This window comes from Tenacibaculum litoreum (assembly GCF_964513915.1).
Lineage (GTDB): Bacteria > Bacteroidota > Bacteroidia > Flavobacteriales > Flavobacteriaceae > Polaribacter > Polaribacter litoreum.
The window spans coordinates 359,614-374,182 of sequence record NZ_CAZEQS010000003.1 but is presented as its reverse complement, the minus strand read 5'-3'; the positions used below and the strand labels follow the sequence as shown (position 1 = coordinate 374,182).

The window sequence follows — 14,569 nt, the reverse complement described above, 5'->3', positions numbered from 1 at the left end:
CATAGACCAGCTTAAAAAAGGGAGAGATTTGTACGCTATTTTAGACATTGAAACTACTGGAGGAAAATATAACGAAGAAGGAATTACAGAAATTGCCATCTATAAATATGACGGACATCAAATTGTAGATCAATTCATTAGTTTAGTAAATCCAGAAAGAGAAATTCAGGAGTTTGTTGTAAAACTTACTGGTATTAATAACAAAATGCTGCGAAATGCACCTAAGTTTTATGAAGTAGCGAAAAGAATTGTTGAAATAACTCAAGATTGCTTCATTGTAGCTCACAACGCTAATTTTGATTATCGCATTCTTCGTACCGAATTTGACCGATTAGGTTATAAATACAAACGTAATACACTTTGTACAGTAACTTTAAGTAAAAAACTTATCCCTGAATCTCCATCTCATAGTCTGGGAAAACTATGTAAATTTTTAGGAATTCCTATGTCTGATCGTCATAGGGCTACAGGTGACGCATTAGCCACTGTACAATTATTTAAGCTATTGATAGATAAAGATGTTGAGAAAGGTATTATTCAACAATCTATAAAGTATTTTGACAACAGGCATGAAAAGTTTCGTATTCAAAGAATATTAGATAGTTTGCCTGAAAAAGAAGGTATTTTTTATGTCCATAATCATGAAGGAACAATCATTTTTGTAGGTAGAGGTAAAAATATAAAGCAAGAAACAAATAAACTTTTTTTAAAAGAAACTAGAAAAGCTTTAAAAGTAATAAAAAGAGTTACTAGGGTTTCTTATGAAGAAACAGGAAATATGCTTTTTACACGCTTAAAATACCATTTAGAGCTTGAAAAACTAAAACCTAAGTACAATATTATTAGAAAAAGAAAAATTACAGACAAAAGCTTTAATCATGATCATATGCTTATTGTTGATAAAGGTAGAACTCCAGAAGAACACGCTGTAATTTTAATTGAAAAAAACGAAGTTATAGGATATACATATACCAATCTTGCATTTCAAGAAAACCAGTTGTCTATTCTAAAGTCAATGCTCACTCCTATTGAACACAAAGAGCTAGCTAAAACAATAATTAAAAATTACTTACTAAAAAATAAAGTGTCTAAAATAGTACGATTACAAGTTGAAAATAATTTGTAATATTGCTATAAAGCATTCAAAAACCTGATCTTTTGGATAATAAAACACTTAATTGGAGAGAAAAATTACATGAAGTAATCTATGAAGCAGACACCCCTGCTGGTAGGTTATTTGATATAGTCTTATTATTTGCAATTTTGGCAAGTATTATATTGGTTATGCTTGAAAGTGTTGAGAGTTTTGATAATAAACATCATGACTTCTTATACATCTCTGAATGGATTATTACTATTTTTTTTTCTATTGAATATATTCTTAGAATTATTTCAATAAAAAAACCCACAAAATATATTTTCAGCTTTTATGGTATTATAGATTTACTATCTACCATTCCTATGTACCTAACATTCTTTTTTGTTGGTACACATAGTAGTTTAATAGCTTTAAGAGCATTACGTTTATTAAGAGTCTTCAGAATTTTAAAAGTCTCTAGATATATTGGGGAATCCAATCAATTAATAAAAGCGTTAAACGCTAGTAAAGCTAAAATTGGAGTATTTCTTTATTTTGTGTTAATTATCTGTATCATTTTAGGATCCGTAATGTATTTTATTGAAGGGGCAGAAAACGGCTTTACAAGCATTCCTAGAAGTATTTATTGGTCAATAGTAACACTTACAACCGTTGGTTATGGAGATATTGCTCCACAAACAGCTTTAGGGCAATTTATAGCGAGTATTACAGTAATTATTGGTTACGCTATTATTGCAATACCTACTGGAATTGTAAGTTCTGAAATGACTAAAAAGAACGTGCATCTAAACACCCAATCTTGCCCAAATTGTTCCTATGATGGACACAAAGATGATGCAGAATTTTGTTATCATTGCGGAACAAAACTGAACTAAATGTCACAAAAAAATACGTTAATTACGATTGTTGGTGCAACGGCTATTGGTAAAACAGCACTTAGTATTAAACTAGCACAACATTTTAATTGTGATATAATTTCGTGTGACTCTCGTCAATTTTATAAAGAAATGTCCATAGGAACAGCTGTTCCTGATTCTGAAGAACTGGCTTCTGCTCCACATCATTTTATTCAAAATAGAAGTGTTTTTGAAGATTATTCTGTAGGGCAATTTGAAAAAGATGCACTAAAAACTCTAGACGAACTGTTTATCAAAAATCCAGTTCAAATAATGGTAGGTGGAAGTGGTTTATATGTGGACGCAGTTTTAAAAGGATTAGACTATTTTCCTGATGTAGACCCTAAAATAAGAACCAATTTAACCGCTGAATTAGAAAATAAAGGAATAGTACACCTTCAAAACCAATTAAGAGAGCTTGATATTGAAGCTTACAATTCTATTGCTATAGACAATCCACATCGACTAATCCGTGCATTAGAAATTTGTATAGGTACTGGAAAAACATATAGTTCTTTTAAAAACAAACCTAAAGCACCACGTAATTTTCAATCTATAAAAATAGGTTTAAAAGCAGATAGAGAAATCATGTACGATCGTATTAATCGTCGGGTAGATATTATGATTGAAAAAGGTTTAATGGAAGAAGCTAAAAAACTACACCCACACAAAAGTCTAAATGCACTACAAACAGTAGGGTACCGAGAATTATTCGATTATTTTGAAGGTAACTTTACTAAAGAATTTGCTATTGAGGAAATTAAGAAAAACTCTAGAAGGTTTGCAAAACGACAAGGAACATGGTTCCGTAAAGATTCAAACATCTTATGGTTTGATTTTCAAGAAGATGTTCAAAATATCATAAAAACTATTGAAAATAAACTTTAACGCTTTTTAAGAACACTAAAAAAATCACTTTTTTATATTTGTCAAAAACAGAAATACATGAAACTAAAAATCACTTTTATACTAGCCTTATTTTTTATCGGATTTTCAAATGCTCAAACCAAAGTTGGAACGGTAAACAGTGAATTAATCATTAGTAAAATGCCACAAATGAAAGGTGTTTTACAACGAGTAGAAAATTATGGTAAAAAACTAGACTCTAGTTTTCAAATAAAAGCTACAGAATATAAAGCTAAAGTAGATTCTTTTAAAGCAGAAGAAAAACTAATGACAGAAGACGATAAGAAAACTAGATTCCAAGAATTAAGAACTCTTGAGCAAGAAATGGGTAAATTTCGTCAGAACGGGTCAGCTATGATGCAAATACAAAAAGAGCAGAGCTTGCGCCCTTTATATAAAAAACTAAGTGAAGTAATAACTGAAGTAGCTAAAGAAAATGGATATACACAAATTTTAACTACTACTGGGAATGAATTTGGATATATCGATGAACGTTTTGATATCACTAAACTAGTATTAGATAAATTAGGAATTAAAGAGTAGATCTTTTATGTACCAAAAACAAAAAGACTTACAATTACAATACGAAGGATTTTTAAAAACACCTTTTCTATGGCATGGAAAAGGTGTTTTTAATTTAGAACAATTTCCTATTTCAATAACTCAAACAACTTCGTTTAATCAAGAAATCAAACAAAAACTACGTTTGGGCAAGTTGGTTGAACGTTTTGTTTCATTTCAATTAAATCAAGATATTTCTATATCAATCCTTGCTGAGAACATTCAAATTCAAAAAGAAAAAATTACCGTAGGTGAATTGGATTGTTTGCTATTAAAAAATGAGAGACCAATTCATTTAGAAGTTATATATAAATTCTATTTGTACGATGCGACTGTAGGTAACTCTGAAATTGAACATTGGATAGGACCAAATCGACGTGACTCTCTTATTCAAAAACTAACAAAACTTCAAGAAAAACAACTGCCTCTACTCTACTCCAACCATACAAAAGCCTATCTAGACGAATTAAAACTAAAAATTAATGAAATAAAGCAACAGGTGTATTTTAAAGCGCAGTTATTTGTTCCTTTAAAAGACTTTAGAAGTAGTTTTAAACAGGTTAACAATGATTGCATTTACGGTTTTTATGTCTACCCAAAGGAATTAGCACAATTCTCAGATTGTAAATTCTATATTCCTAATAAACATAACTGGTTGGTGAATCCGCATTCAAATATTAACTGGTTAACTTTTGAAGCATATCAAAATAAACTTCAACAGTTTTTAAATGAAGAAAATGCTCCTCTTTGTTGGCTAAAGAAACCAAATGGCGAACTTTTTAAGTTTTTTGTGGTTTGGTGGGACAATTAGTGTATTTCAAATTACTTATTAAATTTGCCTACAAAAAAGTTTATGAAAAATTCAAATCTATTTCTCTTACTACTCTTCACCTTAGTTATTTTCTCTTCTTGTTTTAAAGATGACCAGCCTACCACTTGTGTTGAAGCTAATGAAGTTTCTCTTGACTATTTTCAACTAGAGTCTAAAATACATACAAGTAAAAAGTCAGAATTTAAACTTTCAAATGTATGTGATGTAGACACAAGGATAACTGAAATACTTCTTAAAGGAGATAATCCTCAAGACTTCAGTATTGAAGGATTATCTATAGGAACAAGTATCAGCAGGAAAGGCACTTATTTTAATCTAATATTTACACCAACTAAAGTTGGCATAAGAAAAACTATCATAATAATAAAACATGATACAGGAGAGCTAGCTATGCATCTATCGGGTAAAGGAATATAATTCGTGTGTTTAAGAACACGACTAAAAATAATCCTTGCTAATAGGAATCTAAACTTTTTGTGGTTTAGAAGTTACTTTAAGTTTTGATATTCGTTTTCTTGATGTAATAAAATAAACTCCAGATAATAATACAATAGACGCTATTACCGATTGTGTTGTTAAGGTTTCATCTAAAAAATACCATCCTAAAAACAAGGCTACAACAGGATTTACGTATGCAGATGTTGATACTTTTTCTGTTGGAACAATTTTTAATAAATAATTAAAAGATGTAAATGCAACAATACTTCCAAAGGCAATTAATAAAAACATCGCACCTTGTGCTTTAAAAGACCAATCTAGAGGGGAAGACCAAGTTTCTTTTAATAAAACAGAACCTATAAAGAGAAAAAGTCCTGCAAAAAGCATTTGATATCCTGTACTAACAAAGAAATTTTTAGGAAGCGTAGCTTTGGCTACAAAAACACTTCCATAACTCCAACTTAGTACGCACGAAAAAATCATAAAAATTCCTATTAGCATATCTTTTGAAGTCGTAATTTCATTTTGACTTACTAACAAATACATTCCTATTATTCCTAAAACAACTCCAATAATAGATTGTCTTTGCATCTTCTTTCCATCAATTAAACGTAGTAGTAACAATACAAATAATGGCTGTGTTGCCGCTAATAAAGCACCAAAACCACTATCTACAAATTTTAATGCCCACACAAACATCCCATTTCCATACACTAAAAAAAGAAAACCAGCTATCGCAGAATTTAAAAGTTGTTTTTTAGTCACTTTTATTTCTCTTTTTAAAAGTTTAGCTATTAGCATGATTAGCGCTCCCGATATAGAAAAACGAATAGCTGCTAATAACAGTGGAGAAACCTCAGTAACAACAATTTTATTTAGTAAATAGGTTGATCCCCAAATAACATAAATAGCTATAAAAGCAGCTATAATAAGCGATTTAGATTCTTTCATTTTTTTGTATTCTAACGAGCTAAAAGTACAATAAAACCTTTTTGCTTGTTCCTAAAAAATCAAAATCGTTTAAAAATGTTTTTAAACGATTTTGATTAAATATTTATTCTTACATAATTATAATTTTGCTAATAACTTTTCAGCTACTAGTTCTGATGATGCTGGATTTTGTCCTGTAATTAAATGACCATCTTCAATTACATATTCTTGCCAATCTCCTGCTTTACTATAAATTCCTCCATTACTTTTTAGTTCATCTTCCACTAAAAATGGTACTATTGAAGTTAACTGCACTGCATCTTCTTCTGTATTAGAAAAACCAGTTACTTTTTTACCTTTAACTAAAGGAACTCCATTTACTTTAGCATCTTTTAATACTATAGGTGCATGGCAAACAGCTCCTACTGGCTTACTATTAGCATAAAAAGCTTCTATTAAAGCTACAGAATCTTTATTTTCAGCTAAATCCCATAAAGGCCCATGTCCACCTGGATAAAAAATAGCGTCATAATCAGCTTCACTAATATCACTTAACTTTGTAGTGTTCGCTAAGACAGCTTGAAGTTCTTCATCTTTATTAAAACGAAGCGTAGCAGGTGTTTGAAAATCTGGTTCATTACTCTTTGGGTCAATTGGTGGTTGCCCTCCTTTAGGTGATGCTAAAACCACTTCAACTCCTTTGTCTTTTAATAAGTAATAAGGTGCCGCAAATTCTTCAATCCAAAACCCTGTTTTTTCTCCTGTATTTCCTAGTTCTTCATGACTAGTAAGTACAAATACTACTTTTTTCATATTATTTCTGTTTTTTAAGTTACCTCAAAATTAGTATATGAAAGGTGAAAAAAAATTGATGTATGATAATAAAGAAGACTTAGGAAACTTCTTTTCGTATTCTGCTTAAGCTTTCAGTTGTTATTCCTAAATAGGATGCTAAATGATAATTTTTAATTTGCTGCTCTATATTTGGATAGGTTTGTAAAAACAAATGATATCTCTCTTTAGCTGATAGCACCAAGTTATTTAGAATCCTTTTTTGAAATCGTACTGTTGAACGCTCTAACTTTTTTCTAAAAAAATGTTCTATTTTAGGAACCTTTTCATAGATATTATCCAAGTCATTCTTAGCAACTTTTAATACAATAGCATCAGTAATACACTCAATAGCAAGTACAGACTCTGATTCAGAAAAATAACCTATATAATCACTAATCCACCAATCGTGAATTGCAAATTGTATCGTATGCTCTTTTCCTTTAGCATCCATAAAAAAAGTCCGTAAACAACCTTTTACTACATAGTATTGATAATATACTTTTTCATTCACATGTAATATGGTTTCTCCTTTTTTATAGGTTCCTTCCGAAAAAATATCTTCAACTACCTTTAATTCTTCATTTTCTAGCTGAATATCTTTAAATGCATTACTAACAGACGTACTCATTACAAAATATTATAGTAACCCTTCTAAATAATGTTGTTCTATTTGATAAGCTTCTTTTAAATCTGAAATTTTGGCTTCAATACGTTTCTTATCTACTTTTTTGGATGACTTAGCACCAATCAACATTACATTTTTACGTGTATGTTCGTTACTGATAAACTCAAAAACCTTCGTGCTATAGTTATTTTTTTCCAAAATTAAAGCACGAATGGTATCGGTTACCATTTCAAACTGACGTTCTTTAAAAATACCATATTTTAACAAAGGACTCTCCTGCTCTTTTCCTTTTACTTGCTGACGGATTTGTTTATGACAACACGGAGCACAGATAATCAATTCAGCTTTTGAAACCAAACCTTTGTAAATAGCGTCATCTGTGGCTGTATCACAAGCATGTAAAGCAATTAAAATATCTATTTTACTATTATCGTAGTCCTGAATTGGTTGTGCTACAAAAAGTAATCCTTTAAACCCACATTTTTTTGCAATATCATTACAATAATCAACTAAGTTTTGTCGCAACTCAATACCTGTTACACTTGCAGTATATCCTTTTTGATTTACCAAGTAATCGTATAATGCAAAAGTTAAATACCCTTTTCCTGATCCCATATCTACAATATTGATATGCTTAGGTAATTTAACTGATTGTATCTGGGCTTCAATAATTTCTAAATACTTGTTAATTTGACGGTATTTATCTGCCATTTTAGGAATTACTTTCCCTTCTTTATCCGTTACCCCCAAATGATATAAATATTCGCTGTTTTCAGCTCTTTTTTCTTTGGGCTTATCATGAGTTTCTGGTAACTTGTTTTTAAAACTAGGCTGTGTAGTTTTATAACTTACTTTTTTCTTTTTAGAAATAAAGACTAGCAAATCGTTTTCTAACGTAAATAATGTCGCTGCTCTAAACTTTTCTGAAAGTAAATGAGTTAGTTCTTCAATACTTTCTTCAAACGAATAGTTTTTTGTTTGATCATTTGTTTTATATCTATATAAAAACTGAAAACACACGTCTCCTTTTAACGTTATTTGACGAACGTATACATTCGACAAGTCATCACTTTTACGAATTGGTTTACTTAAAGTTAATTTTACAAAATCATTTTTTTGTATGCTATTTTGGAACTCAGTAAACAGTTGGTGTAAGGCTTCTTTCATATTACAAAAATACTACCTTTATTTTATTCTACTTTTTAAAACTTCTTCAATATCAGTTATCGTAAAACCTTTGGCTTTTAGTAAAATTAAATAGTGATACAACAAATCTGCTGCTTCATTTTTAAATAGTTCATCGTTATTATCTTTTGCTTCAATAACGACTTCCACAGCTTCCTCTCCTACTTTTTGGGCTATTTTATTAATCCCTCTTTTGTAGAGTTTATTGGTGTATGAGCTTTCTACATTGTTATCTATTCGGTCAGCAATAACACTTTCCAATTCGTATAAAAAACCTTTAGAAGTCTCTTCTGCAAAACATGAAGTCGTTCCTTTATGACAGGTTGGTCCTTCAGGAGTTACTTTAATCAATAAGGTATCATTATCACAGTCTAATTGAATGTCTTTCACCCATAAAAAGTTTCCAGACTCTTCACCTTTTGTCCAAAGTCTATTTTTACTTCGGCTATAAAAAGTAACTTTTCCTTCTTTTTGTGTTTTGGTAAAGGCTTCTTTATTCATATACCCTAACATTAATACTTGCAAAGTAATATTATTTTGTATTACTACTGGAACCAATCCATTTCCTTTTATAAAATCTATATTCATCGTATGGGTATGTTTTGTGTTTTTAATTCTTTTTTTAGTGTGGGTATAGGTATTTCACCAAAATGAAAAATGCTCGCTGCTAATCCGGCACTAGCTTCTGTTTTGGTAAATACTTCTGTGAAATGCTCAGTTTTTCCTGCGCCACCAGAAGCAATTACAGGAATATTTACAGATGAACTCACTACTTTAGTTACTTCAATATCAAATCCGTTTTTAGTTCCGTCACTATTCATAGAAGTTAATAAAATTTCACCAGCACCTAATGCTTCCACTTTTTTGGTCCAATAAACAGTTTCTAGTTCAGTTTCATAAGTTCCTCCTTTTGTAAATACTTTCCATTCCCTATTTACATTTTTTGTATCAATGGCTACAACTACAAACTGACTGCCAAACCTATCTTTTAAATCAGTTATCAGTTGCGGATTTTTTACAGCTGAAGAGTTAATACTCACTTTATCCGCACCAGCTTGTATCAACACTACAGCATCTTCTACAGTACTGATTCCTCCTCCCACAGTGAATGGAATATTAATTTCTCGTGCTATCGTTTTTACTAATTCTACTAAAGTTTTTCTATTTTCTAACGTAGCCGTAATGTCTAGAAAAACCAATTCATCAGCTCCTTGCTTCACGTACTGTTTAGCCAACTCAACTGGATCTCCAGCATCTTTAATATCTATAAAGTTAACTCCTTTTACAGTTCGCCCGTTTTTTATATCCAAACATGGAATTATTCTTTTCTTTAACATCTTCTAACTTATAAATTCTTGTAACTCTTTTAAACTGACCTTTCCTTCATAAATAGCTTTACCTACGATAGTACCTTCACAACCAATTTCTTTTAATCTGTGTAAATCATTAATATTTGCTACTCCTCCACTGGCTATTAAATTTACTGAGGTTTTACTTAAAATTTCTAAGTATAAATCTAAAGAAGCTCCTTGCAACATTCCATCTTTAGCCACATCGGTACAAATAGTATTAGAAATACCTATTTCTTGATATTCATTTATAAAATCAACAATATCTACTTCTGAGGTTTCTAACCAACCGTTGGTAGCTATTTTTCTGTTTTTGCAATCGGCTCCTAAAATTATTTTATCCTTTCCATATTTAGTCAACCATCCAATAAATGTATCTGGATTCTTTACAGCTACACTACCTCCTGTTATTTGATTAGCGCCACTTTCAAAAGCGATACGAGCATCTTCATTAGACTTTAAACCTCCTCCAAAATCGATTTTTAAATTGGTTTTTGTTGCTATTTGTTCTAATATTTTTTGATTTATAATTCTACTCGATTTTGCTCCATCTAAATCAACTAAATGCAAATATTGAATTCCATTTGCTTCAAATTCTTTAGCTACTTCTAATGGGTTTTCATTGTATATTTTCTTTGTATTGTAATCTCCCTTGGTTAAACGAACACATTTACCTTCTATAATATCTATTGCGGGTATAATTCTCATTTTTAATCTCTTTTTATAACTCTAAAAAATTCTTCAATAATTGCTCTCCAACATCTGCTGATTTCTCTGGATGAAACTGCATGGCATAAAAATTATCTTTCTGTATAATGGTGCTAAACGGAGTAATATAATCACAAGCTGCTAGTGTGTTTTCACATACTTCTGCATAATATCCATGAACGTAATATACATCATCATTTAGAGTTATATTTTTTAGTAATTCAGCCGATTTTAATTCCGAAAAATTATTCCATCCTATGTGAGGAACTTTTTCTTTTGGTGGAAATTGCTTTGTTTGTGCATCAAAAATCCCCAAACACTTCGTATTTCCTTCCTCAGAAGATGTACACATTAGTTGCAATCCTAGACAAATTCCTAGTACAGGCTGTTGTAAGGAAATAATTAATTCATCAAGGTTTCTTTCTCTTAAATATCGCATCGCTGAACTTGCTTCTCCAACTCCAGGAAATATCACTTTATCTGCTGACTTTATTTCTGTTGGATTATCAGTAATAATACTTTCGTATCCTAGGCGCGTTAACGCATTTTGTACCGATCGAATATTACCTGCATTGTATTTTATAATCGCTATCATATTTTTCAATTATCATTTATCAATTATCAGTTACCTGTTATTCTTTTTAACCATTGTTCACCGATAATTGATTATTGTTCATTGTTATAAAACTCCTTTTGTTGACGGTAAAACCATCTTATCAACATCTCTTTTTACTGCTACTTTTATGGCTTTAGCAAAAGCTTTAAAAATCGCTTCGATTTTGTGATGTTCGTTTGTTCCTTCTGCTTTGATATTTAAATTACATTTAGCACCATCTGTAAATGACTTAAAAAAGTGAAAAAACATTTCTGTGGGCATTTTACCTATCATTTCTCTTTTAAAATCTACGTCCCAAACTAACCAGTTTCTTCCACCAAAATCAATAACTACTTGTGCTAAGCAATCATCCATAGGTAGACAAAAACCGTAACGCTCAATACCTAATTTGTTACCAAGAGCTTTGTTAAAAACTTCTCCTAAAGCAATCGCTGTATCTTCAATAGTATGGTGTTCATCTACTTCTAAATCACCTCTTACTTGGATATTCAAATCCATTTGACCGTGACGCGCTATTTGGTCTAACATATGGTCAAAAAAAGCAATCCCAGTATCAATATTACTTTTTCCTGTTCCATCTAAATTTACCTCTATTTTTATTTGAGTTTCATTAGTTTTTCTCTCTATAGAAGCAGAACGGTCTTCTAACTTTAAAAATTCATAAATAGCATTCCAATCGTTACTTTCAAGAGCTATAAAATCATCTAACGCTGCTCTTTTCACTGTAATTTCATCGGAACCTAAATAGGTTTCATCGTTAATGTAAATTGCTTTGCTTCCTAAGTTTTTAGCCAATTCTACGTCAGTTAGACGATCTCCTATTACAAAAGAATTTTTTAAGTCATATTCTTTAGAAAAAAATTTGGTAAGTAGTCCTGTGTTTGGTTTTCTAGTAGGTTGATTGTCTTTAGCAAAGGTTCTATCAATAATTTCTTCTGAAAATTCAATACCTTCTTCTTTCAAGGTATTCATTATAAAATTATGAACAGGCCAAAACGTATTTTCTGGATACACTTCTGTTCCCAATCCATCTTGGTTAGTTACCAATACTAATTCAAAATCTAGTTCTTTGGCTATCTTACTTAATCCTTGAAAAACTTTTGGGTAGAATTGTAGTTTCTCAAATGAATCTGTTTGTTCGTCTGCTGGTTCTTTGATTAGGGTACCGTCTCTATCTATAAATAATATTTTTTTCATCGTATTTTTAAAGTTTAAAGTGAGTTTTCAACTTCACCTGATATAACACTTAGCTTTTGTAGTGCTTCTATTAATTTTTTATTCTCTTTTTCACTACCTATTGTAATTCTTATACAATTACGTACTAAATTATTTCTATTTCTAGTAATAATTTTTTGGTCTACTAATTGAGCATACAATTTATTAGCATTAGTAACTTGTATTAAAATAAAATTAGCTTCTGAAGGATATACTTTTTTAATAAATTCAATTTCTTGTAGCTCCTTTTCTAATTTCTCTTTTTCGTTGAGAATAATGTTTTTCTCTATTTCAAACTGAGCTATGTTATCCAGCTTTTCTAAAACTGCTTCTTGATTTAATTTACTTACATTGTATGGCGGCTTTACTTTGTTATATAAATCAATAATATTAGAATTTGCGTAAGCTACACCTACTCTTACACTAGCTAAAGCCCAAGCCTTACTAAATGTTTGACTCACAACTAAATTAGGGTAGCTCTTTAATTGGTTTATAAAAGATTCTTTTGTGCTGAAATCAATATAAGCTTCATCAACAATTACAATTCCTTTAAATTTACTAAGAATAAACTCAATTATTTCTTTGTTAAAACAATTTCCTGTAGGATTATTAGGAGAACAAATGAAGATTAACTTTAAGTTTTCATCACCTAAATACGTTTCTAGACTATTTATATCAATCTGAAAATCTTCAGTTAAAGGTAATTCTATTAACGATACATCATTAATGGCCGCAGAAACATTGTACATTCCATAAGATGGTGTAAAAGTTAATGCTTTGTCTTTCCCAGGATTACAAAATATTCGAAAAGCTAAATCGATAACTTCATCACTTCCGTTTCCTATAAAAATTTGATTTTTATCAACATCCTTAATAGCTGATAATCGCTCTTTAATAGCTATCTGCTGTGGGTCAGGATAACGATTTAAGGTTCCAAAAGGATTTTCATTTGCATCTAAATATACTTCTGCCATTCCTTTAAACTCATCTCTAGCCGAAGAATAAGCTTTTAATTGTTGAATGTTGGGGCGTATTATTTTTTCTAAACTAAACATTTCTAATTTCTTTTAATCTAACCGTAATCGCATTTTTATGAGCTTGTAAACCTTCTGCTTGCGCCATTAGTTCTATAGCTTCTCCTATATTTTCAATTCCTTCTTTAGTTACTTCTTGGAATGTGATTTTCTTCACAAAACTGTCTAATGAAACACCACTGTAATTTTTCGCATAACCGTTGGTAGGTAACGTGTGATTGGTTCCACTGGCATAATCTCCCGCGCTTTCACAACTGTAATTTCCTAAGAATACCGAACCTGCATTTATAATTCCGTCAATATATCCATCAATCTCTTTTGAAGCTATGATTAAGTGTTCTGGCGCATATTCATTACTAAAACCAATACATTCTTCTTTAGAACTTAACACTACAGCAAAACTATTTTCAATTGCTTTTTCAGCTAATTCTTTTCTAGGCAACTCTTCTATTTGTTTATTGACTTCTATTACTACACTTTGTGCAACTTTGTCAGAAGTAGTTACCAAAATAGCCTGACTATCAGATCCGTGTTCAGCTTGTGATAACAAATCAGCCGCTACAAAAACAGGGTTACTTGTTTCATCTGCTATAACCAATACCTCACTTGGTCCTGCGGGCATATCAATAGCAACGCCTTGTTGTTGTACTAGTTCTTTAGCCTTCGTTACGAATTGATTTCCTGGACCTAATATTTTATATACTTGAGGAATGGTTTCTGTTCCGTAAGCCATCGCTCCAATAGCTTGTGCTCCTCCTACTTTGAAAATTTTAGTTACTCCTACCAAAGAAGCGGTGTATAGAATAGCTGGATTAATTTTACCTTCTTTATTCGTTGGGGTACACAGTATTATTTCTTTACAACCCGCTATTTTTGCAGGAACTCCTAACATTAAAATTGTTGAAAACAAAGGAGCTGACCCTCCTGGAATGTATAAACCAACTTTTTCTATAGCTACATTTTTTCTCCAACAAGTAACTCCTTTAGTTGTCGTTATCTTTTTAGATACTTCTTTTTGAGAGTTGTGAAATATTTCAATATTAGATTTTGCTAATTGTATCGCTGATTTTAATTCTTCTGATACTAAGTTTTGTGCTTCTTCTAACTCTTCTTTAGAAACTTCTAACTCGGTTAACAACACTCCATCAAATAATTGTGTGTATTTTTTTAAAGCTTTGTCTTTATTAAGCTTTACATCATTTAATATTGTTTGTACTGTTTCCTGCAAACTGTTTTCGCTTAAAGTAGCTCTTTTACAAAGTGAATTCCAAGTTTGTTTTGCTGGATTTTTTATAATTTTCATCTGTTATTTTCTTTTGTTTTTTACTGTCATGCCTTTAC

Annotated in this window: 17 protein-coding genes; 6 read left to right on the top strand and 11 right to left on the bottom strand. The window is 30.8% G+C overall.

Going from position 1 to position 14,569, the window contains the following annotated elements; translation table 11 throughout:
* Positions 1-28 precede the first annotated feature (28 nt).
* Genes ACKTTR_RS07720 through ACKTTR_RS07695 form a run of 6 tightly spaced genes read left to right on the top strand, consistent with a single transcriptional unit; the run spans position 29 to position 4,711 of the window.
* Positions 29-1,126 (top strand): exonuclease domain-containing protein, encoded by a 1,098-nt coding sequence (locus tag ACKTTR_RS07720; RefSeq protein ID WP_408027294.1) that lies wholly within the window; start codon positions 29-31, stop codon positions 1,124-1,126.
* A 32-nt stretch (positions 1,127-1,158) separates the two neighbouring features.
* Positions 1,159-1,974, top strand: coding sequence for an ion transporter (locus tag ACKTTR_RS07715; RefSeq protein WP_408027293.1), 816 nt, complete (start codon positions 1,159-1,161; stop codon positions 1,972-1,974).
* On the top strand, positions 1,975-2,883 hold the full coding sequence (gene miaA, locus ACKTTR_RS07710) for a tRNA (adenosine(37)-N6)-dimethylallyltransferase MiaA (protein WP_408027292.1): 909 nt from the start codon (positions 1,975-1,977) through the stop codon (positions 2,881-2,883).
* Between the two features lie 57 nt (positions 2,884-2,940).
* Entirely contained in the window at positions 2,941-3,444 is a 504-nt protein-coding gene (locus ACKTTR_RS07705) for an OmpH family outer membrane protein (RefSeq protein ID WP_408027291.1), read from the top strand.
* Positions 3,445-3,451: 7 nt separating this feature from the next.
* A complete protein-coding gene (locus tag ACKTTR_RS07700) occupies positions 3,452-4,273 on the top strand; it encodes a DUF1853 family protein (protein WP_408027290.1) in 822 nt (273 codons plus the stop codon).
* 42 nt (positions 4,274-4,315) lie between these two features.
* Complete coding sequence (locus tag ACKTTR_RS07695) at positions 4,316-4,711, top strand: hypothetical protein (RefSeq protein ID WP_408027289.1); 396 nt, start codon at positions 4,316-4,318, stop codon at positions 4,709-4,711.
* 48 nt (positions 4,712-4,759) lie between these two features.
* Here the strand turns inward: ACKTTR_RS07695 and ACKTTR_RS07690 are convergent, their stop codons facing one another.
* The 11 genes from ACKTTR_RS07690 to hisD form a co-directional block, all read right to left on the bottom strand.
* Complete coding sequence (locus ACKTTR_RS07690; protein WP_408027288.1) at positions 4,760-5,683, bottom strand: EamA family transporter; 924 nt, start codon at positions 5,681-5,683, stop codon at positions 4,760-4,762.
* Between the two features lie 117 nt (positions 5,684-5,800).
* The gene (locus ACKTTR_RS07685; RefSeq protein WP_408027287.1) at positions 5,801-6,475 is read right to left on the bottom strand and encodes a type 1 glutamine amidotransferase domain-containing protein; all 675 of its coding nucleotides are present in this window, start codon (positions 6,473-6,475) and stop codon (positions 5,801-5,803) included.
* Between the two features lie 79 nt (positions 6,476-6,554).
* Entirely contained in the window at positions 6,555-7,124 is a 570-nt protein-coding gene (locus tag ACKTTR_RS07680) for a Crp/Fnr family transcriptional regulator (RefSeq protein WP_408027286.1), read from the bottom strand.
* A 9-nt stretch (positions 7,125-7,133) separates the two neighbouring features.
* A complete protein-coding gene (locus ACKTTR_RS07675) occupies positions 7,134-8,288 on the bottom strand; it encodes a class I SAM-dependent methyltransferase (RefSeq protein ID WP_408027285.1) in 1,155 nt (384 codons plus the stop codon).
* 18 nt (positions 8,289-8,306) lie between these two features.
* Positions 8,307-8,894 carry a bifunctional phosphoribosyl-AMP cyclohydrolase/phosphoribosyl-ATP diphosphatase HisIE gene (hisIE, locus tag ACKTTR_RS07670; RefSeq protein ID WP_408027284.1) on the bottom strand — a complete coding sequence of 196 codons (588 nt, stop codon included), beginning with the start codon at positions 8,892-8,894 and terminating at the stop codon, positions 8,307-8,309.
* Positions 8,891-9,643 carry an imidazole glycerol phosphate synthase subunit HisF gene (gene hisF / locus ACKTTR_RS07665; protein ID WP_408027283.1) on the bottom strand — a complete coding sequence of 251 codons (753 nt, stop codon included), beginning with the start codon at positions 9,641-9,643 and terminating at the stop codon, positions 8,891-8,893. Before hisF ends, hisIE begins: the two co-directional genes overlap by 4 nt.
* Positions 9,644-9,646: 3 nt before the next feature.
* Positions 9,647-10,363 (bottom strand): 1-(5-phosphoribosyl)-5-[(5-phosphoribosylamino)methylideneamino]imidazole-4-carboxamide isomerase, encoded by a 717-nt coding sequence (gene hisA / locus ACKTTR_RS07660; protein WP_408027282.1) that lies wholly within the window; start codon positions 10,361-10,363, stop codon positions 9,647-9,649.
* Positions 10,364-10,376: 13 nt separating this feature from the next.
* Positions 10,377-10,958, bottom strand: a complete 582-nt coding sequence (hisH, locus tag ACKTTR_RS07655) for an imidazole glycerol phosphate synthase subunit HisH (protein WP_408027281.1) — start codon at positions 10,956-10,958, stop codon at positions 10,377-10,379.
* Between the two features lie 84 nt (positions 10,959-11,042).
* Positions 11,043-12,176: a bifunctional histidinol-phosphatase/imidazoleglycerol-phosphate dehydratase HisB gene (hisB, locus tag ACKTTR_RS07650; protein ID WP_408027280.1), complete on the bottom strand. Its 1,134-nt coding sequence runs from the start codon at positions 12,174-12,176 to the stop codon at positions 11,043-11,045.
* 14 nt (positions 12,177-12,190) lie between these two features.
* Positions 12,191-13,249, bottom strand: coding sequence for a histidinol-phosphate transaminase (gene hisC / locus ACKTTR_RS07645; protein ID WP_408027279.1), 1,059 nt, complete (start codon positions 13,247-13,249; stop codon positions 12,191-12,193).
* On the bottom strand, positions 13,242-14,531 hold the full coding sequence (gene hisD / locus ACKTTR_RS07640; protein WP_408027278.1) for a histidinol dehydrogenase: 1,290 nt from the start codon (positions 14,529-14,531) through the stop codon (positions 13,242-13,244). The genes hisC and hisD overlap by 8 nt, the downstream gene beginning before the upstream one ends.
* Positions 14,532-14,569: the final 38 nt, after the last annotated feature.

What these genes read in the sequence shown, in the direction of transcription:
- miaA (WP_408027292.1), top strand. Translation starts at nt 1,975, where the DNA reads ATGTCACAAAAAAATACGTTAATTACGATTGTTGGTGCAACGGCTATT.
- ACKTTR_RS07705 (WP_408027291.1), top strand. Translation starts at nt 2,941, where the DNA reads ATGAAACTAAAAATCACTTTTATACTAGCCTTATTTTTTATCGGATTT.
- ACKTTR_RS07700 (WP_408027290.1), top strand. Translation starts at nt 3,452, where the DNA reads ATGTACCAAAAACAAAAAGACTTACAATTACAATACGAAGGATTTTTA.
- ACKTTR_RS07695 (WP_408027289.1), top strand. Translation starts at nt 4,316, where the DNA reads ATGAAAAATTCAAATCTATTTCTCTTACTACTCTTCACCTTAGTTATT.
- ACKTTR_RS07690 (WP_408027288.1), bottom strand. Translation starts at nt 5,683, where the DNA reads ATGAAAGAATCTAAATCGCTTATTATAGCTGCTTTTATAGCTATTTAT.
- ACKTTR_RS07685 (WP_408027287.1), bottom strand. Translation starts at nt 6,475, where the DNA reads ATGAAAAAAGTAGTATTTGTACTTACTAGTCATGAAGAACTAGGAAAT.
- ACKTTR_RS07680 (WP_408027286.1), bottom strand. Translation starts at nt 7,124, where the DNA reads ATGAGTACGTCTGTTAGTAATGCATTTAAAGATATTCAGCTAGAAAAT.
- ACKTTR_RS07675 (WP_408027285.1), bottom strand. Translation starts at nt 8,288, where the DNA reads ATGAAAGAAGCCTTACACCAACTGTTTACTGAGTTCCAAAATAGCATA.
- hisIE (WP_408027284.1), bottom strand. Translation starts at nt 8,894, where the DNA reads ATGAATATAGATTTTATAAAAGGAAATGGATTGGTTCCAGTAGTAATA.
- hisF (WP_408027283.1), bottom strand. Translation starts at nt 9,643, where the DNA reads ATGTTAAAGAAAAGAATAATTCCATGTTTGGATATAAAAAACGGGCGA.
- hisA (WP_408027282.1), bottom strand. Translation starts at nt 10,363, where the DNA reads ATGAGAATTATACCCGCAATAGATATTATAGAAGGTAAATGTGTTCGT.
- hisH (WP_408027281.1), bottom strand. Translation starts at nt 10,958, where the DNA reads ATGATAGCGATTATAAAATACAATGCAGGTAATATTCGATCGGTACAA.
- hisB (WP_408027280.1), bottom strand. Translation starts at nt 12,176, where the DNA reads ATGAAAAAAATATTATTTATAGATAGAGACGGTACCCTAATCAAAGAA.
- hisC (WP_408027279.1), bottom strand. Translation starts at nt 13,249, where the DNA reads ATGTTTAGTTTAGAAAAAATAATACGCCCCAACATTCAACAATTAAAA.
- hisD (WP_408027278.1), bottom strand. Translation starts at nt 14,531, where the DNA reads ATGAAAATTATAAAAAATCCAGCAAAACAAACTTGGAATTCACTTTGT.